The sequence below is a fragment of the Campylobacter sp. RM16187 genome (genome assembly GCF_025319965.1).
GTDB lineage: Bacteria > Campylobacterota > Campylobacteria > Campylobacterales > Campylobacteraceae > Campylobacter_A.
This window is the reverse complement of record NZ_CP012549.1, coordinates 1652486-1672496: the sequence shown is the minus strand read 5'-3', so window position 1 is coordinate 1672496 and position 20011 is coordinate 1652486. Positions and strand designations below refer to the sequence as shown.

Genomic DNA, 20011 nt, shown 5'->3' with positions numbered 1-20011 from the left:
CCGTATCTAGACCTATCTAGGCTAGCGGGTTTATGGCTAAATTTATAGCATCATTTTCCTGCTCGCCGTAGTCTTTGCCGATTTCTAAAAGCAGCTCAGGCAAATAGTTTTCGTGAAATTTACTCTCCATCTTAGATAGTCTTTTTAGGATATTCTCGTCTATTTCTTGCTCATCTTTGTCGATTGGTTTTTTAGTTAGCTTTATGCTTTGGGTTAAATTTAGCATTTGACCCGCTAGTTCGCTCATCTTAAAGCTCTTTACTTTAGCTACCGCCTCGTTAGCCTTTTGGATAAAATCTACGTTTAAACTCATTTGATCTCCTTTGATTTAAATTACAACGTAAATTTAGCATTGCATAGCGACGGGTTGCGTCGCAAGGAAAAAATTAGCTAAAATACGTCAAATTTAAATAGGAAGGATTAAAATGCGCTCTCACGATAAAATCGCCGTCAGGCTTGCTCAAATAATAGTAAAACTAAACAGCGGTGAAAGGCTAAGTATAGACGAGCTTGTAGAGGAGTTTAGCGTAAATAAAAGAACTATTTTAAGAGACTTTGAGCGGCTTAGTATCCTACCTATCCAAAAAGAAAACGGTAAATATTTTTTAGAGGACTATGCTCTTGGCAAACTAGGCTTTAAAGATATAAAAGCCTTTGCCGCGCTAATTGGCGCAAGGTCGCTATTTCCAGAGCTAGACGATAGATTTATTAGCGATGTTTTAAACGAGAAGCTAAACAAGGCCTATCTAATCAAAAACCAGGGGTTTGAAAGTATCCAAATTTCAAGAGACGACTTTGAAGCCGTAAGCGCCGCAGTCATCAAAAACCGTATCGTAGACTGCGAATATAACGACAAAGAACGCAAACTAAAGCCGTATAAACTAATAAATAATAGCGGCATATGGTATCTACTAGCAGACGACGAGGGTAAACTAAAAAATTTCACTCTCTCTAAAATAAAACATATAAAGATAAAGGGCGATACGTTTACTGCAAACGCCGAGTTTTTAAAACGTATCGAGAAAAACGACACAAACTGGTTTTCGGACACTAAATTTAAGGTTACGCTTGAAATCAAAAACGAAGCTATGGAGTATTTTAAGAGAAAAGAGTTTTTGCCAAATTACGAAGTAGTGCAAGAGGAAGAGGATAAAATCATCATAAGCACAGAAGTAGCTTACGACGACGAGATACTGCGGGTCGTAAGATACTGGCTACCGTTTATAAAGATAGTCGAACCTTTAAATTTAAAGAAGAAATTTGAAAATTTGCTCAGGGGTTATCTAAAATGACATAACCTGTCGCAGATATTTTATAAAATCTCCTAAAATAGTTTTAATTTAGGAGATAAACTATGAAAGAAAATCTGACGAGTAAAAATTCGAAAAACGCTAGCGAACTCAAAAGTACCGGCGAAGATCTAAATTTAAATCTGCCTATCACTAAATACGAAATGGCTAGAAGCGATCTTTTTAATCTAGTTTATTCCTTGGGACGTAAATTGAACGAAGCCGACGTTTCGGTAGTATCTCTGGATGCAAACGCCAAACAATACATGCAAGATGTTTGTCTTTTGTTAGATAAGCAAGCGGAGGATTGGAGAAAGGTTTATTATGCCCAATGGATAGAAGACTTTACGGGCGTAATCAAAGATGTCAATAAAATTTTACGTATATACGTTAAATATTTTAACGAACGCGACCTTCAAGAGGCTGCCGCGGCGCACGACGTATGCAAAAGATTAGTATCGATAAATATGTTAAGCGATAATAAATTCGATAGAAATGCTAAACTAGATTTGATGATCTTTTTTAGGCGACTAAGCCATATTTTAAATTTGGATATCGTTTAGCGACTATATTTATAAGATTTTCACATTCTGCAATGGACTTTAAAAGGGTTTTAGGGATAATCCCTAACGAGGTCTTTTGTCTGACTTGTCGGACAAAAAGTATCCTCGCCCAGTAAGAAATATTTTGAATGCCGTCGTTTTACTGGTAATATCCCTAGAATAAAAGTTTAAGACTTGTATAAGAATTATTTGTTTGTCTAATTTGGATTAAGTGGCTGTTGTTAAAAAATATTAAGATTTTTAGGTTGTTCGATTTTTATAAAAATATTTTTTATATATTCTAGACCATATCATCTACTTTGACTGTATGGCTATGGTTTTAAAAATAGAAAAATTACTAACACATGGCACCCAAGATGGCACCTAGCCAAACCTTAAAGGTTCGAAATATCGATAAAATAGGGATTTATAAAGAAATGGTGGTTAGAGGCAGAATCGAACTGCCGACACGCAGATTTTCAGTCTGCTGCTCTACCGACTGAGCTATCCAACCACCTAAAAAAGAAATGTGATTATACACTTTTAAATTTTAAAATTAGGTTAAACATAAAATTAAATTTTATAAATTTGCAACGAACTCTTTAAATTTATCTCCGCGTTCAGCATAGCTTGAAAACTGATCAAGGCTAGCAGCAGCGGGACTTAGTAGTGCTATTTCATCATTCCTTAAATTTTTTGCTATCTCTTTTACCGCAACTTCTAAAAATTCGCATTTTATCGCAGTAATTTTAAATTTATCAGCTAGCTTTATAAGCTTATCGCTATTTGAACCGATAGCGTAAATTTTAGTGTTTGCAGCGTCAATAGCTTCAAAAAGTTGCGTCATATCAACACCTTTGTCATCTCCGCCTAAGATGAGGTGTAAATTTTTATCTTTGTATCGTTTAAGAGCCTGAATAGTCGCATCAATGTTTGTGGCTTTAGTGTCATTTACCCAAGTTCGCCCGAATTTATCGCTAAATTCTTCAAGTTTATTATTTTCTATCACAAATTTGTTTAGTAGGTTTGTGTCGCACTTATCAAAGATGATTTTTTGTACTGCTAGCGCTAAAAGAGCGTCCATCAAAAACGGCACTTTAAAATTTATCTCATCCTCATCCACACCGCAAAATTTCGCCAAATCCTCTTCGTTTTTATAGCTTATCACCTTAGCGAGTGTAGGCGTGCTCGCATAAGTTTCAGGAACTATCGCGACAGAGTTTTCGCTCATCATGCCAAGCGGTTTAAGCTTAGCGGCTTCATAAGAGCTCATGTCGCCATGCCAAGTTAGATGATCAGGCGTTATGGGCAAAAGCACGTATATATCAGGCTTTGCAAGGTTTGTGTAGTGAAGCGTGAAGGAGCTCGTCTCCAGTATCCAAATTTTAGCTTTGGTATCTAACTCGGCTAGCGGAGTGCCAACGTTTCCACCCATTACCGAGCCTTTTGCTTCAAGCAGGTGCTGCATCATCTTGGTAGTTGTTGTTTTGCCGTTTGTGCCGCTTATCCAGACGCTAAAAGGCATTTTGGATGCGAAAAAATCATATTCGCTTATCAAATTTTGTGATTTTTTAACTAGCTCATGATATGGCGGAAAGCCAGGGCTTAGTATCTCAAGTTTGCTTTTTTGAGGATCAAATTTGCTTACAGGCAAAAGGTTGTTGCCAAACTGATCCTTTGAAATTTCACTAAATTTATCATCGTAAATATCCCAAATTCCATCATTCAGGCAGTTTTTTGCAATCGCTTTGATCGTGCCGCCGTATCCAAATAAGCTTTTTTTCATTATCTTATCTTTAGTGCGGTTAGTGCGATGAGATTTGCTAAAAGTGCGATGATCCAAAATCTAACAATGATTTTATTTTCCACCCAGCCTTTTATCTCAAAATGATGATGGATAGGCGCCATTAAGAAAATTCGCTTTTTAAAAATTTTAAAGCTTCCTACCTGCAAAATAACGCTTAAAGTCTCGATAACAAAGATAAATCCTATAATGATAAGCAAAATTTCATTTTTAGTCATAACGCCCATAAGCCCGATATATCCTCCAAGACTTAAGCTTCCGCTATCTCCCATAAAAACTTGCGCAGGGTGGCAGTTAAACCACAAAAATCCCATCAATGAGCCGATTAGAGCTGAAGCTATGATGATGGTTTCGCCAACGCCGATGATCTTTGGAAGTAGCAAATACGAGCTAAACACTGCATGACCGCATATGTATGCAAAAACACCTAACGTAACAAGCGAAAGCATAGCAGGAACCGCTGCGAGTCCGTCAAGCCCGTCCGTCAAATTTACCGCGTTTGAGGCTGCAACGATAACGAGCGTCCAAAAAGCTATAGCAAAAATTTTAAGATCAAAGAGTGGAAATTTATAAAAAGGCACGTAAAATTCAGTTCCGATATCGCCGCTAAAGTAAAGCACGCTTGAGACAACAATGGCTACTAAAATTTGAGCTATGAGTTTGGCTTTTGGGCTTAGGCCGGCGTGGTTGTTTGCGCCAAGTATCTTTGATATGTCGTCGTTAAATCCGATTGCGGTAAAGCCTGCAAGACAGAGCAGTGAGGCGATAACGAAGCTGTTATCAAGCCTAGCGCAGATGATAGTCGCCAGTATCGCCGTTATCATAAATATCAGTCCGCCCATGGTTGGGGTTTTTTCTTTTTTCTGATGAGTTTTTGGCGCAAGCTCATAGATAGGCTGGCTAGCGTTTTTGGCTCTTGCCCACAGGATAAATTTAGGCATAAGGTAAACGGTAAGCGCAAACGAGATGAAAAAGGCTATGCCTGCGCGAACGGTGATGTATTGAAAGATGTTAAAATTTAGGAATTCATAAAGATAATAAAACATGTGAGCCTTTATTTTTAAAAAGAGTAATTTTAGTATAATGCTCTTAAAATTTATCTAAAATTTAAAGAATTAATATGAAACAAAAAACTATTTTAGTAATAACAGACGGCATAGGATTTAATAAAAATTCCGAATTTAACGCTTTTGCAGCAGCCAAAAAGCCAACTTATGATTGGCTATTTAAAAATGTGCCAAATTCGCTTATCAAGACCTCAGGGCTTGCGGTTGGGCTTCCTGAAGGACAGATGGGAAATAGCGAAGTAGGGCATATGTGCATAGGAAGCGGGCGAGTTTTGTATCAAAATTTAGTAAAAATTTCACTCGGGTTTAAGGAGGGCTCGCTAGCGCAAAACGAAAAGCTAAAAGAGCTTTTTAAAAAGTGCAAAAATATCCACGTTATCGGGCTTTATAGCGATGGTGGAGTGCACTCTCATCTTGAGCATTTTGATGATATGTGCAAGCTTGCTAAGGATAACGGATGTGAAATTTACGCTCATGCGATAACCGACGGCAGAGACGTGGCTCCTGCGAGTGCGGCTGAGTTTGTAAGGCAGCTTGAGGAGAAATTTAACGTGGCTACGATTTGCGGTAGATTTTACGCGATGGATAGGGATAAGCGCTGGGATAGGGTGCATGAAGCTTATAAGGTGATGATAGAAGGTGCAAATTTACAGAGCCAAAAACCAAGCAAATATATCCAAAAGAGCTATGATGATGGCGTTTTAGATGAGTTTATAAAGCCTGCCAGTTTTAACGGATTTAAAGGGATCGGCAAAGATGATGGAGTTATATTTATAAATTTTAGAAACGATAGGATGCGCGAGATCGTAGCGGCATTTGGCGTGAGTGAATTTAGCGAATTTAAGCGTCCTTTTGTAGTGCAAAATTTAGTCACAATGACCGAATACGACGCAAATTTTAGCTTTCCTGTTTTGTTTGAAAACGATAAGATAAATAACACTTTAGCGCAGGTCATATCACGTGCAGGACTTCGTCAGCTTCACACTGCAGAGACGGAGAAATACGCACATGTGACCTTTTTCTTTAACGGAGGGGTTGAGGAGCTGCTTGAAAACGAGACGAGAATTTTAATCCCTAGCCCGAAGGTTAAAACATACGATGAAAAACCTGAGATGAGTGCTGAGGGTGTGTGTGACGCGGTTTTAAAGGCGATTGATGACGGGCAGGATTTTATCGTGGTAAATTTCGCAAATGGCGATATGGTAGGTCATACGGGCGATTTTGATGCGGCCGTAAAGGCAGTGGAAGCAGTGGATAGCGCTCTTGGGAAAATTGTAGCCAAAGTAAAAGAAAAGGGCTACGCGATGATAATCACCAGCGATCATGGAAACTGCGAAGAGATGAGGGATAAAAGCGGAATGCTTACGAACCATACGACTTACGATGTCTTTTGCTTCGTGCTAGGTGATGGAGTAAAAGAGGTAAAAACCGGCGGACTGAATAATATCGCAGCGAGCGTGCTTAAGCTGATGGGACTTGAAAAGCCGACAGAGATGGATGAGCCGCTTTTTTAGGTGCTCGTTTAACGGTCTTTAGTCGAGTTTAAAATTTAAGTTAATCAAGCTTTTTTAACTTTACTTTGCTAAAATTGTCCAAATCTTAAATTTATAAACAGAGGCTAATACTTTTTGCTTAATCAAAGCTAATTTTAAATTTGCGACACGATCGTATGTCTGATACGCAACTGTGTAAATTTAAAAATTTAGTGCAGAGTAAGCGGAAAAAGATAAGCCAAGAAAGGCAATATATGAAATTTAGTGGAAAAAATGTTCTAATTACCGGTGCAAGCCGCGGCATAGGTGCGCAGATAGCTAAAACGCTTGCAAATATGGGACTAAAAGTATGGATAAACTACCGCTCAAAGCCTGAGATAGCAGATGCTTTGCAAGCTGAAATCGTATCTAACGGCGGAGCTGCCGCGGTGATAAAATTTGACGCCACCGACGAAGATGAGTTCATAAAAGGCATAAATTTGATTGTTGATACCGATGGCGAGCTAAGTTATCTCGTAAATAACGCAGGTATCACAAACGACAAGCTCGCACTTCGCATGAAAACAGACGAGTTTATAAACGTTCTAAATGCAAATTTGACATCTGCCTTCATCGGCTCAAGAGAGGCTTTAAAAGTGATGAGTAAAAAGCGCTTTGGAGCCGTTGTAAACGTAGCTTCCATAGTAGGCGAGATGGGAAATGCAGGGCAGGTTAATTATTCAGCCAGTAAAGGCGGCATGATAGCGATGACAAAGAGCCTTGCCAAAGAAGGAGCGAGTAGAAACGTGCGCTTTAACTGCGTAACTCCGGGCTTTATACAAACAGATATGACTGAGGTTTTAAGCGAGGAAATCAAGCAAAACTATATAAATAACATCCCGCTAAAACGCCTTGGAGATGCAAGCGAAGTAGCCGAAACTATCGCGTTTTTACTAAGCGATCACGCAAGTTATGTGACAGGCGATGTGCTTAAGGTTAACGGCGGACTTTATATGTAGTTTAAGCAAAAATATATTAAAATCTGAAACATTTTTTATAAGGAGACCTGAAATGGCAGTTTTTGATGATGTTAGAGATGTTGTTGTTGAGCAACTTAGCGTAAGCCCTGAGGCTGTTAAGCCTGATTCAAAGATTATCGAAGATCTAGGCGCTGATTCACTTGACGTTGTTGAGCTTGTTATGGCTTTAGAAGAGAAATTTGAAGTTGAAATTCCAGACAGTGAAGCTGAAAAACTAATTAGCATAAATGACGTTGTAACTTACATAGAGAAGCTAAATAAATAATTCTTTTTTAAACTAAGGAGATATATTGAGAAGAGTTGTAGTCACCGGAATCGGTATGATAAATGCTCTTGGACTCGATAAAGAGAGCTCTTTTAAAGCTATCTGCGAGGGCAAGAGCGGAGTAAAGAAGATAACGTCTTTTGATGTTTCTGAATATCCTGTTCAAATCGCCGCTGAAATTACCGACTTTGATCCTCTAACCGTAATGGACGGAAAAGAGGTTAAGAAAGTCGATAGGTTTATACAACTTGGTATCAAAGCAGCTCGCGAAGCTATGCAGGACGCAAATTTCGGCGAATTTGACGCTAGCGAATTTGGCATAAGCTCGGCTGCCGGTATCGGCGGACTGCCAAATATCGAGAAAAACTCAAATATACTGCTCGAAAAAGGTCCTAAAAAAATATCTCCGTTTTTTATCCCTTCTGCGCTAGTAAATATGCTTGGCGGTATAATCTCTATCGAGCATGGACTTAGAGGACCAAACATTTCAAGCGTTACTGCTTGTGCGGCTTCTACGCATGCGATATGTGAAGCTGCTAAGACGATAATGATAGGCGAAGCCGAAAAAATGCTTGTCGTAGGTGCAGAATCAACAATATGTGGTGTCGGTGTAGGCGGATTTGCCGCCATGAAGGCACTTTCAACCAGAAACGATGAGCCTGAGAAAGCTTCTCGTCCGTTTGACGCTGATCGTGATGGCTTTGTCATGGGTGAAGGAAGCGGTGCTTTGGTACTTGAGGAATTTGAAAGCGCCAAGGCAAGAGGAGCTAAAATTTATGCCGAGATAGTAGGCTTTGGCGAGAGTGGAGATGCTTATCATATCACAGCTCCGACTCTTGAAGGACCGCTAAACGCTATGAAAAAAGCTCTTAAAATGGCAGGAGATGTTAAGATCGACTACATCAACGCTCACGGAACTTCAACTCCAACGAACGATAGAAATGAAACAGCAGCGTTAAAAGAGCTATTTGGCAGCAACTGCCCGCCTGTGAGCTCTACAAAGGGTCAAACCGGACACTGCTTAGGAGCCGCAGGAGCCATAGAAGCGGTAATCTCTATCATGGCTTTGCGTGATGGAATCATACCTCCAACTATAAATCACACAACAAAAGATCCTGAGTGCGACTTGGACTATGTGCCAAATGTCGCTAGAAAAGCCGAGCTTAAAGCTATCATGAGTAACTCGTTTGGCTTTGGCGGAACTAACGGTTCGGTAGTATTTAAAAAAATGGATTAAAATGGCTAGTTATTTAGATTTTGAAAAGAGTATTAAGCAGATAGATGATGATATAGCGAATGCTAAAATTCGCGGTGATGAGCATGCTGTTGAAATTTTAAATAAAAATCTAGAAAAAGAGACTGCTAAAATTTACAAAAATTTAAACGAGTATCAAAGGCTAAGCCTTGCTCGTCATCCTGATCGCCCGTATGCGATAGACTATGTGCGCGGGATGATGACTGATTATTACGAAATTCACGGTGATAGGGCATTTCGCGATGATCATGCTATAGTTTGCTATATAGGCTATATCGGCTCAAAAAAAGTAGTCGTTATAGGCGAGCAAAAGGGTCGCGGCACCAAAAACAAGCTAAAAAGAAATTTTGGTATGCCTCATCCTGAAGGGTATAGAAAAGCTCTTCGTGTGGCAAAGCTTGCCGAGAAATTTGGCTTGCCGATACTATTTTTGATAGACACTCCGGGTGCGTATCCTGGAATTGCGGCAGAAGAGCGCGGACAGAGCGAAGCTATAGCTAGAAACCTCTTTGAATTTGCAAATTTAAAAACTCCTATGATAGCCGTTGTGATCGGCGAAGGTGGAAGTGGCGGAGCGCTTGCGATAGGAGTGGCTGATAAGCTTGCTATGATGAGAAACTCGGTATTTTCTGTTATATCTCCTGAGGGTTGTGCCGCTATACTTTGGAATGATCCAAGCAAGCAAGAGCAAGCTACTAAGGCTATGAAGATAACTGCCGATGATCTAAAGAGCCTAAATTTGATAGATGACGTTATCGAAGAGCCTATAAACGGCGCTCATAGAGATAAAGAAAGTGCCGTAAAAGCACTTGCGACATATTTTACAGATGAGCTTGCTAAGCTTGAAGATCAAAGTATGGAGCAAATTTTAAGCGCTAGAATGAATAAAATTTTATCTGTCGGAGCTTTCCAAGAGGGCAAGTAAGCTTGATTATATCTTGCTCTTTAAATTTTTATTTACTTCGAAAATACTTATTTGCACTTAACTAATTAAATTAAACACATATCTCTTTAAAATACAAAAATCTATTTAGAGAGTATTTGATTAAATAGTATATTAATGATTTTTAAAGGAATTTTTAGTATAGTTTGAATATCAATGATTATTGTTATTGAAATATTTTTATTAAAGGAGGATTATATGAAGAATTCGTTTGAAAAAGCTTTTACTTTTTCTATTCTAACCGCTGCTGTTGTTTTGCAAGTTAATGCCGCAGAAGCAGACACAAAACCTGCTAAAGTAGCATTGGATGAAGTTACGGTAACGGCTACTAAAACGCCGATAAAGGTTGAAGAAGTTCCGGCTAATGTGGGTATAACCACCAGTGATGATATTAAGGCAAAAGCCTCCGCAACAGATGCCTATAAGGCAATAAAACATATGGCAGGAGTTGAGCCTATGGGCGGAGGAATGGCAGAAAGTTTATATATTCGCGGTAAAACCCCATCTGTTCTAAGTAATGGTAGAGATATGAATTTTTTTTCGGGCATAGCAAATAATCCTTCTGTGTCTATGAACTCAATTGAGCGAATTGAGGTATTAAAAGGTCCTCAAGCAGCAATTCACGGTGCTAAAGCAACCTCAGGTGTTGTAAATATTATCAGAAAAAAAGGCGATGCTAATAATCCTTTCATAGAAACTGGAGTCTTTGCAGGCACAGGAAAACAATTTGGTGCAAATCTTAGCCTTGGTGGAGGCACCAATTTTAATGGGGGGGGGGATTCGCTCACTTACTTTCTTGATATAGCTTCATCTAAACAAGATAAATACAAAACTCCAAAAGGCACTATTCCTCATACCGAAAAAGATCAAAAAAATATATTTGCACGTGTTGATTATGCTTTTGCCGATAGCCATGAGATAAGCTTTGATTTTACAAAAGACAAAAGCGACAAGACACAAGGCTGGTATGGCTCATATTATGATCAAAACGATTGGAGCAATATCTACAACAATATATATGATACCAAGAGCGGATTTTTAACCTATGAGGGTAAATTTAGTGAAATGTTTTCTCTATATTCCAATTTAGGATTAATAAAGCGAACTTTTGATATGACTTACGGCTCCAATACAAAACCCGAAGATTTTTTTGCAAAACAGGTCAATGCTATTTATAAAGAAAAAGTATTACAAGGCGAAATCAAAGGCACAATAAATTGGCTAGAAGACGAAAAGCTCAGAAACATAGTCGGTTTGCAGTATAAAAAAGTCGATATGAATGCAAGAAATTATGAATTTGAAAAACCAAGCCCTAGTATGGATTTTGATAAAAGCGAGAAAAATATCTCTCCTTTTGCTCAAATAGAGTATAAGCCTATCCCTTACGCTCTTTTTGTGGCCGGAATTCGTCACGATAGCTATGATACTGCAGGTAAAAAGATGAAAGCTACCAGCCCAAATTTTGGTATCTCTATATTCCCTTTTGCAGGTACCGACTATGATTATACTACGCTTTGGGCAGGATATAGTAAAGCGTTTAATACGCCTAGCGCACCGCAAAGATATCTACCTAAATTTTTGGGAGGAAATCCTGATTTGAAGCCTGAGAAAGCAAAAGGCTATGAAATAGGATTAAAACAACGCCTTAGTGATTGGGGAAATCTGGAAGTAAGTTATTACAATACCGACTATAAAGACCAAATAAGACTTATACTACTTCCTAACAATGAATGGTTATATTTTAACGAAGGAAATTCAAAAGTAAGAGGATTTGAAATTTCAAGTGAATTTTATCCGACCGATTGGCTGATCCTAAATTTAGCATATTCAAACTCAAAAACTAAAAACGCCGAGGGTAAGAGGTTATACGGAACGCCTGATAGAAGCTTAAAATACGGTGCAACTATAGTAGATTTGGCTGGATTTGATTTTTCAATTCAAGCTACTAATGCTTTAGATTTGAAATATAGCGGTGGCTCAAAACATCCTAGCCAAAACAAAACTATCGTTGATGCAAAACTTAGCTATAGATATGAAATGAGCGGATTTACCCTAACTCCATTTGTAGAGGTTGAAAACCTAACCGATAAGCTTTATTATAGCCTTAGTGGCGAATCATCGATAAACGAAGGGCGAGTTTGGAGAGCGGGTCTTAATCTAAAATATGATTTTAAATGATATTAAGGGAAAACAATGAAAAAGATGATTTTTAGCGTAATAGCATTATGCGCTATGGCTTTTGGTTTAAAAGCTCATGATTTTTATATAAATTTAAGTGAATCAATGGAGCATAAGCCCGGAAGCATAGGTGTAAACATAGGCTGGGGTCATGCCTTGCCTTTTGATGATTTCTTTATGGGAAATAGTTTAGAGAAATATGAAATTTATGATCCGAATATGAAAAAGACGGAGTTTAAATTTGATAAAGCTGCCAATGAAGGTATTGAGACAAGGATCTATCAAGAAAAACCTAGTAAAGATTTTCCTGAAGCTTTGATTTTTAACGGAGATATGCTTGCAAATAAAGTTTATTTTACAGATACTTCAGCAAAAGGTGTATATCAAGTAGCTGCAGCAACAAGAAACGTTCAATTCTCTACTTGGAAAGATGAAAAAGGTAGAGAAAAATGGGGCAGAATTTATCTAAATGAGATAAAGGGCGCAAAAGAAATTTCAATGTCTTTGAATTTTCAAAGTTTTGCTAAGGCTTATGTAAGTGTAGGCGAATGGAAAAAACCAAAACCAATAGGGCATGATCTTGAAATAATCCCTATTAGTGACTTAAGCAATTTAAAAGTAGGTGATGAAGTAGAGTTTGAGGTTTTGTTTATGGGCGAACCTTTAAATGAAAAAATAAACGGTATGCCGATCACAATTAAAGCTCATGGCGAGCAAAGCGGAGCAGGATTTATAGGTTCTTACATAAATAGTAATGGTAAAACTAAATTTCGTGTAACCTCTAGTGGTAGATGGCTTGCAGTAGTAAATCTAAGAAAAGACATAAATAAAAAAATAGCCCCTGAGCTAGTCGGAAAAGCGTTACAAAAAGGCTATAATGCCACTGTAACATTTTTCGTAAAAGAAAGATAAATTTAAAAGCTAAATTTGAGCGCGATAAAATTTGCGCTCAAGCTAGTTTGTTTCCAAAGTATATAATTCCCGCTCCAAAGATCACAAAGGCTAGTCCTATGATGTCAAATTTGTTCATCATCTCTTTTTCTACAAACACCATCCATAAAAACGAAGAGAGTATGTAGATACCACCGTATATAGCGTAAATTCTGCCTGCGGCTTCAAGGTCGATTTTGGTTAGGATATAAGCAAATAGTATGAGTGAGATTAGCCCCACTCCAAGCCAAGCGGGAGATTTGGCAAGTCTAAAATAGAGCCAAAACGAAAAGCAGCCAAAAATTTCAAAAAACGATGCGGCTAAAAATAGATAGATGTTTGTTATCACGGGTTGCCTTTGTCTAAAATTTGGGCGAATTATATCAGAAATTTAGCTAAATTTTGATAGTTGAAATCAGATATGAGGTTAAAAACAGAGAGAAAAGAGCCTAAAAATAGGCTCTTAAATTTTAGTGAAGCTCGCTCCAAACTTTGCGTTTCCATAGCCAGCCAAAGATTCCAAAGATTAGGAAGTATATCATTATGTAAATTCCCAAACTCTCTCTTTCGGCTTTTTTCTCATCGCCCGCTTTTTGCATATAAGCTACGACTTGCTCTTCGGCTTTTTTGTTTAGACCGACTCTTGGCATAGCTGTGCCAGGAAGCATTTTTTGTGTGTCGTTGATAAATTTATGCAAATAATCAGCACCCTTTGAGCGTATCATCATAGATAGATCAGGTGGGTTTGACCCCATGTATTCGGCTAAATTCACGCGGTTTGTAAAGACGTATTGTTTTTCGTATTTCATGTCGTGACATCTTTGGCAAGAGTCTGCAAATACTTTCTCATCACTTACTTCTTTTGGTGCAACTGACTTAAGATAAGCTACCATATCGGCAAGTTCTTGGTTTATGTCTTCACCGCCCGCTCCGAAAAATGCAGGCATCGGGTAAGGATTTTCGTCATTAAATTTATGCTTTAGTTTTAGCGCTATGTTTGGATTTTTTATGACCGCTGCAAGGAAAGCGTCATCATATAGATATCCCGCAGTGCTTAGATCAGGCGGAACTACCTTATAAGCTTCGCTTGCACTTGCATTATCCATAGGAGCAGGCATGCCTGCAACCTCAAGTCCGTGACAACCCGCACAGCCTGCGTTCATAAACACCTCTGCACCTTTTTGTGCGTTGCCTTTTTTGAAGTCTATAGCACCTATTTCAGCCCAGAAAGTTTTATACTCTTCAAGAGAGTCTTTCGCCTCTTGCAGGTCTTTTTCCGCATTTTTTATCTTAGCTGATTCTCCAAGCTTTTTTGCGCTCTCTAAATCAGCCTCTCTTTTACTAACTACTACTTCAGCTTGCTTTACGTCGCCTTCGGCAAAGTTGTAATTAACAGGATCTACCTTAGGATGCATGATCGAGTGAGCGTAAGGCTCAATGCCCCAGTATGTTATCAGTGATAGAACAACAACAACTATAAGAATTTTTAGCTCTCTCATTTGCCACCCCTTTTCTTTTCAAGCGTAGTTATGATAGGTAGTACCACAAGAAGCAAGATAAAGAATGTAATCGTTGAGTAAAATCCTATCCATGAATTTGAAATTCCCATTGTAACTCCGTCTGCAGGAAGCTTTCCAAATATCGTAAGAATTATCATATCAATCACTAGTAGCCAGAACCATACGAAAAAGCCTTTTCTCTCGTGCGCAGGAGCAACAACGTCGCTTCTATCGTATATCGGCATGAAAAATAGCGCGATACCTGCAAATGCAAACGCGATAAGACCGATATTGTAAGCAGAAAAGCCAAATATATCAAAGAAAAATCCGCGTAAAATTTCATATTGCCACAAGAAATACCACTCAGGATAGATGTGTGGTGGAGTTTTTAGTGGGTTGCCCGGCTCAAAGTTGATCGGATCCATCGCGAAGTTGAAGTGAAAGCACACAAGATAGAAGAAAAAGATCATGAAAAATCCGATATACATGAAGTCTTTTGCTAAAAATCCAGGCCAGAAAGGTATAACCTTCGCGTTTGCCTTGTCGCCTTTTAGATATTTTTCAGCTTCTATGTCAAAGTCTATTTCCTCGCCTGTTTCATTGTTTACGTGAGGAATTCTAAGCGTATAGAAGTGAAGTGCGATAACAGCTATTAAAACAAGCGGAAGCAAGCATACGTGAAGCATGAAAAAGCGTGTTAGGGTTGAGTCGCTAACCGCATAGTCGCCTCTGATCCACTCAACTACCGCATCTCCTATCACAGGAATTCCGCCAAATAAGTTTGTGATAACCATCGCCGCCCAGTAGCTCATTTGACCCCATGGAAGCATATATCCGCTAAAAGCTTCAGCCGAAAATAGTATGAAAAGCAACATGCCGCTTACCCAGATAAGCTCTCTTCCTTTTTTATATGAACCGTAATAAATCGCGGTAAATGTGTGAATGTATATGATCAAAAAGATCACAGATGCGGCAACTGCGTGTATATGTCGCCATAGCCAGCCGTACTCAACCTCTTTCATGATAGTGTAGTTTACGCTGTCAAAGGCTAAATTTATATCAGGCTTGTAATACATCATAAGTAAAAAGCCTGTTATCAAAAGCAACACAAAAAGAGTTGTTAGGATAACGCCCATCGCCCATAAGAAATTTATGTTTTTTGGTATCCAGTACTCGCTAACAAGCACTTTCATCATTTTGTTGACTGCCATTCTTTGATCTAGCCAGTCGATTATCCCTGTTGATTTACGAATTTGTGCCATATTTCCCTCCTATGCCTGAGCTACAAGTTTTTCATACTCAGGTCCTGTTTCGCCAAGTACTAGCTTAGTCCCGTCGATCTTAAACGGCGGTATATCAAGAGGTCTTGGAGGAGGACCGAAGGTGTTGATACCGTCTACGTTAAATTCTCCCGCGTGACAGGCGCAGATGAACACTTGCTTGCTTGCTCTCCACTCAGGGATACAACCAAGATGCGTACAAAGCGCTATAGCCACTATGTATCTTGAGTCTCCAACTACCACATCTCTTTTGTCGTTTGGAGCCATATTTGCATCTTTTTTAAGGATAAAAATAGGCTTTTTACGCCACTCGATCTGGCGCATCTCGCCATCTTTCATCGGGCTAAGATCTACCGTCGTAAATCCTGCCGCTTTTACGCTTGGAAGCGGATCCCAAGTTTTTTTGACGGCTACAAGCGAAAAAGCACCGCCCACGGCCGCAACCGCACCGAATGCCAATCCGATAAAATTCCGTCTTTCTTGTTTTACGGACATTAGTTTCCTTTCTTATAATAATTTTTAGCTATTATATCTTTGTAAAGTTTAAAATCTCATTTTATTGGCTAAAAATATAAAATTTTAAGTTATATTAAATAGTTTATTAGTAATAATATTCTCTTGTTTTCATTATATCTTTTGGCGAAATATTATAGTGCTTCTTGAAAGCTTTGGCGAAATAACCTTGATTTTTAAATCCTACGGCTGCTGATATTTCCGATATATTCATTTCCGAATTTTTTGCTAAATCAAAAGCGTGTTTTATCCTTTCTTTATGTAAAAATTCATAAGGAGTTTGATTAAATAGCTTTTTAAAACCGAATTTTAACTTAAATTCATTTAGTTTGATCTTTTTTGCAAGCTCTTTTATACTAGGTGGATTTTGGATATTGGATGCTAAAATTTCTTTTGCTTTTATTATTGCTGCTTTGTCAAATTCACTCAAGATGACATGATTATTTTGTTTTTTATATCTCTTAAGGTTAATAAATTCATTATGTATTAGCTCCAAAACCTTGCTCTCTACAAATAGCCTATCTAAGGGATCATCGCTATTTAAATTTAAAATTTGATTTAAGTAAAATTGGGAGCATAAATTGGTTTTTGACTGTTGTAAAACTTTGTTTTCAAAAGGGTTTATAATATCTGAAAAATTATTTTTTATAAAGTTGTTGCTTATAAAAATTCCTGCATTTATATTATTTTTCCCTTGTTCGGCTTGTAAATCTGCCAGTAGATTGTTTGCGGTTGATATGGTGGTTAAATTATTGCAATATTTTATTTTTGAATTAAACGTTTTTAAAGTAGCCTCTCCTTCAATAGTAAAATTTATAAAAAATCCATTAATAGGATAAAGATCGTTTATGATTTCAGTATCGTTTTTAAAACTAAATTTTTGTATCCAAAAATCCATATCATCATTGATTTGGACTCTTTTTGTAGATATCCTCATCTCTTTTTCGTCAATGTCTCCGCCATCATAACGATGCAGTTTTTGATAAATTTCATCTACTTTAATTTTTTTCACAAAAATTCCTAAAATCGTAAAAATAAATTCTTTGAGTGCAAAAATATTATTGATACCAAAACTCAAAATGATTATACTACTATTTGATAATTTTTTTACTTAAAGGGTTTATTGTGATAAAAAATAGTTTAATACTAAGTATTGCCGTTTGCGTAAGTTGCTATGGGGCTGATAGTCTAAGGCTTGACGAGGTAACCATAACCGCACAAAAAACCGATGAAACAGCCATAGATGTTCCTGTATCTATGGGAATTTTAAGCGGAAATGATTTGGATGATAGACAGATAAATAAATTAGAAAATATAACTAACTTGACCTCAAATTTATCGATATTTAACGCGAGCGGAATAGTTTCTCCGAACATAAGAGGCATAGCTTCAAATACTGCTTTGCAAAATTTAAATGTGGGTCTTTATGTAGATGGTGTAAGTTATTTGGGAACATTGGGAAACAATCTGTTTTTGGAGGATATTGAAAGGATTGAGGTCTTAAAGGGTCCTCAAAGTATACTTTACGGGAAAAATGCCTACGCAGGAGCTATAAATATAGTTTCTAAAGAGCCTACGAACGATCTTGAATCAAAAATTGGTTTAAAGCTTGGAAGTGATAATCTAAAAGGGCTAAATTTTAGCGCAGGAGGAGCAATAGTAGAGGATAAATTTTTAGCTCGCTTGAACGGTTTTAGTAGGAGAAAGGATGGTTTTGTATACAATGAGTATCTAAATAAAACAGATGATTATGAAAAAACAAATTTTGCAAAACTCTATCTTAAATTTAAACCTACCGAAAGTTTAAATTTAGATTTGATACAAAGCCTATATAATAGTAAAATAGGGGCTCCTGCTATGAATCTTTCAAATGCTAAAGATTTGAGAAAAGTTTCTAATAATATTGAAGGTAAAGGCAACTTAAAAAATTATGAAAATTCTCTTAAATTAAGCTATAAATTTAAAGATTACGAATTTACCTCTCTATCTACTTTTAGAAACTATAAAGATAATAGAATTTATGATGGAGACAATACTCCTGCCTCTATGATTGGGGTTAGATCAAGTCATTTTCAAAAAGATTATTCGCAAGAATTTAGATTTGTAGCCGATAAGGATTATGGAAAATTTCTTGCGGGAATCCAAGGCTCTATAAGCGATGTAAAAAAACGCATAATTATTAATGATGTTATGCTTTACAGCGATACTAAAACAAAAACAAAAGGATATGGATTTTTTTCACATAATGATTTTTACATTACACCTACCTTGACGTTAATTTTGGGTATGAGGTTTGATAAGGACGAGGCTAGATTAAAACACCATTTACTAGCCGACGATAAAAAGGATACTTATAATGCATTTTCTCCGAAATTGGGGCTAAAGTATAAAATCAACGAAAATTTTATGAGCTATATATCTGTGTCCAAGGGGTATAAGGCCGGTGGCTATCTATTTTCTGCGCCGATTGATAAAATGTGGTATGACAAAGAGACTCTTATCAATTACGAGTGGGGTTTTAAAACGACTTGGGATAAATTTGATCTAAGTGGAGCCGTTTTTTACGCTGATATAAAAGATAAGCAGGTGATGACGGCGGTGACTCCTTTGCTTTCCTATGCTGCAAATGCCGCAAAAGCTAAATCTCAAGGCTTTGAACTTGAAGGAAATTACTTTATGAGCGATAGCTTAAAGTTTAATGCCAGCTTGGGATATGCAAAGAGTGTTTATAAAACTTTTAAAGATGCCAAAGGGGACTACAAGGGTAAATATGTAAATTATGCTCCAGAATGGACCTATACAATAGGAGTTGACTACTATTCAGGCGGAGGATTTTTTGCGGGTGCTTATTTAAGGGGTCAAAGCAAGATGTATTCTGATGAAAACAATATATATTCAAGCAAAGGATATATGCTGATAGATGCCAAAATAGGTTACGATAGTAAAAATATAGGAATTTATCTATATGCAAATAATATTTTTGATAAAAAACATGATACGAACTACGGAGCATATACCTTTATGTCGGAACCACGAGAAGTCGGTGTAAAATTTGAGTATAAATTTTAAGGGGAAACTATGAATATCTTTAAATTTAAAGACGGTAAAGAGATGAGCTATGTCGATTTGGGAAGTAAATTTAAAAGAGCTATAGTTATTCATCATGGGATTGCGACAAGCCCAATAGACGAAGATGAGTGGAATCGGTTTTGTAATGATAGGGAGATTAGAATGATACTCCCTAACAGAAGCGGGCATGATGGTAGTTCTTATTTTTACGAGAGTAGTTATATTGAGCTTGCAAAGAGGTTCGATGAGCTTTTAAGCTCTATCGGAGTAAAAAAATTTAGCGTTATCGGTATCTCTGCAGGTGCTCCGCATGCATATGCGAATGCTATTGTAAGTGCCAAAAAAGCTCATAGGGTTTATATATATAGTGGGCTTGGGGCTTTATATGATGATGAGGTTTTAAAAGGATATGGTGAGTATTATGATGAGATAAATGAGCTATATAGATTTGCCAGAGAAAATTCTCAAGAAGACATAGGTAAAATTTATCTGCAAAAATATGGACAAAGCTACGGAGATGATTATTTAAAACAGCTTATAAAAGAGAGATATATTGCTATGGGATATGATATAAAGCTTCAAGCGATGCCTTGGGGATTTAGAATAGAAGATGTAAAGCAACCCATAACTATACGCCACTCTATAGCCGATAATGAGGTTCCTTATGAAGCTGCGCTAAAAACTGCAAATTTAATCAAAAATGTAAAATTTATATCGGTTCAAAATGATCCGCATTTTACTGTTGAGAGTATAGTTGAGTTTATAGATATGATCATAAGCGAATTTTAATTTATTTGATGTTGTTTTTTAAAGAAATTACGGATCTTACATTAGATGAAAATGCAAACGAAGACGATAGTGCTAT

General features: G+C 37.4%; 19 protein-coding genes and 1 tRNA gene. 11 read left to right on the top strand and 9 right to left on the bottom strand.

Features of this window, described 5'->3' with window-relative positions:
• Positions 1-16: 16 nt before the first annotated feature.
• Positions 17-313, bottom strand: coding sequence for a hypothetical protein (locus CDOMF_RS08885; RefSeq protein WP_260951622.1), 297 nt, complete (start codon positions 311-313; stop codon positions 17-19).
• 112 nt (positions 314-425) lie between these two features.
• Here CDOMF_RS08885 and CDOMF_RS08880 point away from each other — a divergent pair, with 112 nt between their 5' ends.
• Both CDOMF_RS08880 and CDOMF_RS08875 read left to right on the top strand, forming a co-directional pair.
• The gene (locus CDOMF_RS08880) at positions 426-1292 is read left to right on the top strand and encodes a helix-turn-helix transcriptional regulator (protein WP_260951621.1); all 867 of its coding nucleotides are present in this window, start codon (positions 426-428) and stop codon (positions 1290-1292) included.
• Positions 1293-1354: 62 nt separating this feature from the next.
• Positions 1355-1852 carry a hypothetical protein gene (locus tag CDOMF_RS08875; RefSeq protein WP_260951620.1) on the top strand — a complete coding sequence of 166 codons (498 nt, stop codon included), beginning with the start codon at positions 1355-1357 and terminating at the stop codon, positions 1850-1852.
• Between the two features lie 417 nt (positions 1853-2269).
• Here the strand turns inward: CDOMF_RS08875 and CDOMF_RS08870 are convergent.
• The 3 genes from CDOMF_RS08870 to mraY all read right to left on the bottom strand — a co-directional run bounded on the left by CDOMF_RS08870 (position 2270) and on the right by mraY (position 4681).
• Positions 2270-2345, bottom strand: a tRNA-Phe gene (locus CDOMF_RS08870).
• 66 nt (positions 2346-2411) lie between these two features.
• Positions 2412-3617, bottom strand: a complete 1206-nt coding sequence (gene murD, locus CDOMF_RS08865) for a UDP-N-acetylmuramoyl-L-alanine--D-glutamate ligase (protein WP_260951619.1) — start codon at positions 3615-3617, stop codon at positions 2412-2414.
• On the bottom strand, positions 3617-4681 hold the full coding sequence (gene mraY / locus CDOMF_RS08860; protein WP_260951618.1) for a phospho-N-acetylmuramoyl-pentapeptide-transferase: 1065 nt from the start codon (positions 4679-4681) through the stop codon (positions 3617-3619). Before mraY ends, murD begins: the two co-directional genes overlap by 1 nt.
• Before the next feature lie 74 nt (positions 4682-4755).
• On the opposite strand from mraY, the gene gpmI reads away from it, so the two are divergent.
• The 7 genes from gpmI (at position 4756) to CDOMF_RS08825 (ending at position 12767) form a co-directional block, all read left to right on the top strand.
• On the top strand, positions 4756-6216 hold the full coding sequence (gpmI, locus tag CDOMF_RS08855) for a 2,3-bisphosphoglycerate-independent phosphoglycerate mutase (RefSeq protein ID WP_260951617.1): 1461 nt from the start codon (positions 4756-4758) through the stop codon (positions 6214-6216).
• Positions 6217-6449: 233 nt separating this feature from the next.
• Positions 6450-7193: a 3-oxoacyl-ACP reductase FabG gene (fabG, locus tag CDOMF_RS08850; RefSeq protein WP_260951616.1), complete on the top strand. Its 744-nt coding sequence runs from the start codon at positions 6450-6452 to the stop codon at positions 7191-7193.
• A gap of 52 nt (positions 7194-7245) precedes the next feature.
• Complete coding sequence (gene acpP, locus CDOMF_RS08845) at positions 7246-7479, top strand: acyl carrier protein (RefSeq protein ID WP_170019237.1); 234 nt, start codon at positions 7246-7248, stop codon at positions 7477-7479.
• Positions 7480-7504: 25 nt separating this feature from the next.
• Entirely contained in the window at positions 7505-8716 is a 1212-nt protein-coding gene (locus CDOMF_RS08840) for a beta-ketoacyl-ACP synthase II (protein WP_260951615.1), read from the top strand.
• Between the two features lies 1 nt (position 8717).
• A complete protein-coding gene (gene accA, locus CDOMF_RS08835; RefSeq protein ID WP_170019239.1) occupies positions 8718-9659 on the top strand; it encodes an acetyl-CoA carboxylase carboxyl transferase subunit alpha in 942 nt (313 codons plus the stop codon).
• A gap of 216 nt (positions 9660-9875) precedes the next feature.
• Positions 9876-11855: a TonB-dependent receptor plug domain-containing protein gene (locus tag CDOMF_RS08830; RefSeq protein WP_260951614.1), complete on the top strand. Its 1980-nt coding sequence runs from the start codon at positions 9876-9878 to the stop codon at positions 11853-11855.
• A gap of 15 nt (positions 11856-11870) precedes the next feature.
• Positions 11871-12767, top strand: coding sequence for a DUF4198 domain-containing protein (locus CDOMF_RS08825; RefSeq protein ID WP_260951613.1), 897 nt, complete (start codon positions 11871-11873; stop codon positions 12765-12767).
• A 37-nt stretch (positions 12768-12804) separates the two neighbouring features.
• Here the strand turns inward: CDOMF_RS08825 and CDOMF_RS08820 are convergent, their stop codons facing one another.
• The 5 genes from CDOMF_RS08820 to CDOMF_RS08800 all read right to left on the bottom strand — a co-directional run bounded on the left by CDOMF_RS08820 (position 12805) and on the right by CDOMF_RS08800 (position 17089).
• Entirely contained in the window at positions 12805-13134 is a 330-nt protein-coding gene (locus tag CDOMF_RS08820) for a YnfA family protein (RefSeq protein WP_260951612.1), read from the bottom strand.
• Between the two features lie 121 nt (positions 13135-13255).
• Complete coding sequence (locus tag CDOMF_RS08815; RefSeq protein ID WP_260951611.1) at positions 13256-14284, bottom strand: c-type cytochrome; 1029 nt, start codon at positions 14282-14284, stop codon at positions 13256-13258.
• Positions 14281-15546 carry a cytochrome b gene (locus tag CDOMF_RS08810; protein ID WP_260951610.1) on the bottom strand — a complete coding sequence of 422 codons (1266 nt, stop codon included), beginning with the start codon at positions 15544-15546 and terminating at the stop codon, positions 14281-14283. The genes CDOMF_RS08815 and CDOMF_RS08810 overlap by 4 nt, the downstream gene beginning before the upstream one ends.
• Positions 15547-15555: 9 nt before the next feature.
• Complete coding sequence (locus CDOMF_RS08805; protein WP_172127386.1) at positions 15556-16059, bottom strand: Rieske 2Fe-2S domain-containing protein; 504 nt, start codon at positions 16057-16059, stop codon at positions 15556-15558.
• A gap of 106 nt (positions 16060-16165) precedes the next feature.
• Entirely contained in the window at positions 16166-17089 is a 924-nt protein-coding gene (locus CDOMF_RS08800) for a helix-turn-helix domain-containing protein (protein WP_260951609.1), read from the bottom strand.
• 113 nt (positions 17090-17202) lie between these two features.
• Between CDOMF_RS08800 and CDOMF_RS08795 the strand changes: the two genes are divergently transcribed.
• Both CDOMF_RS08795 and CDOMF_RS08790 read left to right on the top strand, forming a co-directional pair.
• A complete protein-coding gene (locus CDOMF_RS08795; RefSeq protein ID WP_260951608.1) occupies positions 17203-19146 on the top strand; it encodes a TonB-dependent receptor in 1944 nt (647 codons plus the stop codon).
• A 9-nt stretch (positions 19147-19155) separates the two neighbouring features.
• Positions 19156-19935 (top strand): alpha/beta hydrolase, encoded by a 780-nt coding sequence (locus tag CDOMF_RS08790; RefSeq protein ID WP_169972785.1) that lies wholly within the window; start codon positions 19156-19158, stop codon positions 19933-19935.
• Positions 19936-20011: the final 76 nt, after the last annotated feature.

Bases quoted from the DNA above. Each gene is read 5' to 3' on its own strand.
- CDOMF_RS08885 (WP_260951622.1), bottom strand. From the start codon at position 313: ATGAGTTTAAACGTAGATTTTATCCAAAAGGCTAACGAGGCGGTAGCT.
- CDOMF_RS08880 (WP_260951621.1), top strand. From the start codon at position 426: ATGCGCTCTCACGATAAAATCGCCGTCAGGCTTGCTCAAATAATAGTA.
- CDOMF_RS08875 (WP_260951620.1), top strand. From the start codon at position 1,355: ATGAAAGAAAATCTGACGAGTAAAAATTCGAAAAACGCTAGCGAACTC.
- murD (WP_260951619.1), bottom strand. From the start codon at position 3,617: ATGAAAAAAAGCTTATTTGGATACGGCGGCACGATCAAAGCGATTGCA.
- mraY (WP_260951618.1), bottom strand. From the start codon at position 4,681: ATGTTTTATTATCTTTATGAATTCCTAAATTTTAACATCTTTCAATAC.
- gpmI (WP_260951617.1), top strand. From the start codon at position 4,756: ATGAAACAAAAAACTATTTTAGTAATAACAGACGGCATAGGATTTAAT.
- fabG (WP_260951616.1), top strand. From the start codon at position 6,450: ATGAAATTTAGTGGAAAAAATGTTCTAATTACCGGTGCAAGCCGCGGC.
- acpP (WP_170019237.1), top strand. From the start codon at position 7,246: ATGGCAGTTTTTGATGATGTTAGAGATGTTGTTGTTGAGCAACTTAGC.
- accA (WP_170019239.1), top strand. From the start codon at position 8,718: ATGGCTAGTTATTTAGATTTTGAAAAGAGTATTAAGCAGATAGATGAT.
- CDOMF_RS08830 (WP_260951614.1), top strand. From the start codon at position 9,876: ATGAAGAATTCGTTTGAAAAAGCTTTTACTTTTTCTATTCTAACCGCT.
- CDOMF_RS08825 (WP_260951613.1), top strand. From the start codon at position 11,871: ATGAAAAAGATGATTTTTAGCGTAATAGCATTATGCGCTATGGCTTTT.
- CDOMF_RS08815 (WP_260951611.1), bottom strand. From the start codon at position 14,284: ATGAGAGAGCTAAAAATTCTTATAGTTGTTGTTGTTCTATCACTGATA.
- CDOMF_RS08810 (WP_260951610.1), bottom strand. From the start codon at position 15,546: ATGGCACAAATTCGTAAATCAACAGGGATAATCGACTGGCTAGATCAA.
- CDOMF_RS08805 (WP_172127386.1), bottom strand. From the start codon at position 16,059: ATGTCCGTAAAACAAGAAAGACGGAATTTTATCGGATTGGCATTCGGT.
- CDOMF_RS08790 (WP_169972785.1), top strand. From the start codon at position 19,156: ATGAATATCTTTAAATTTAAAGACGGTAAAGAGATGAGCTATGTCGAT.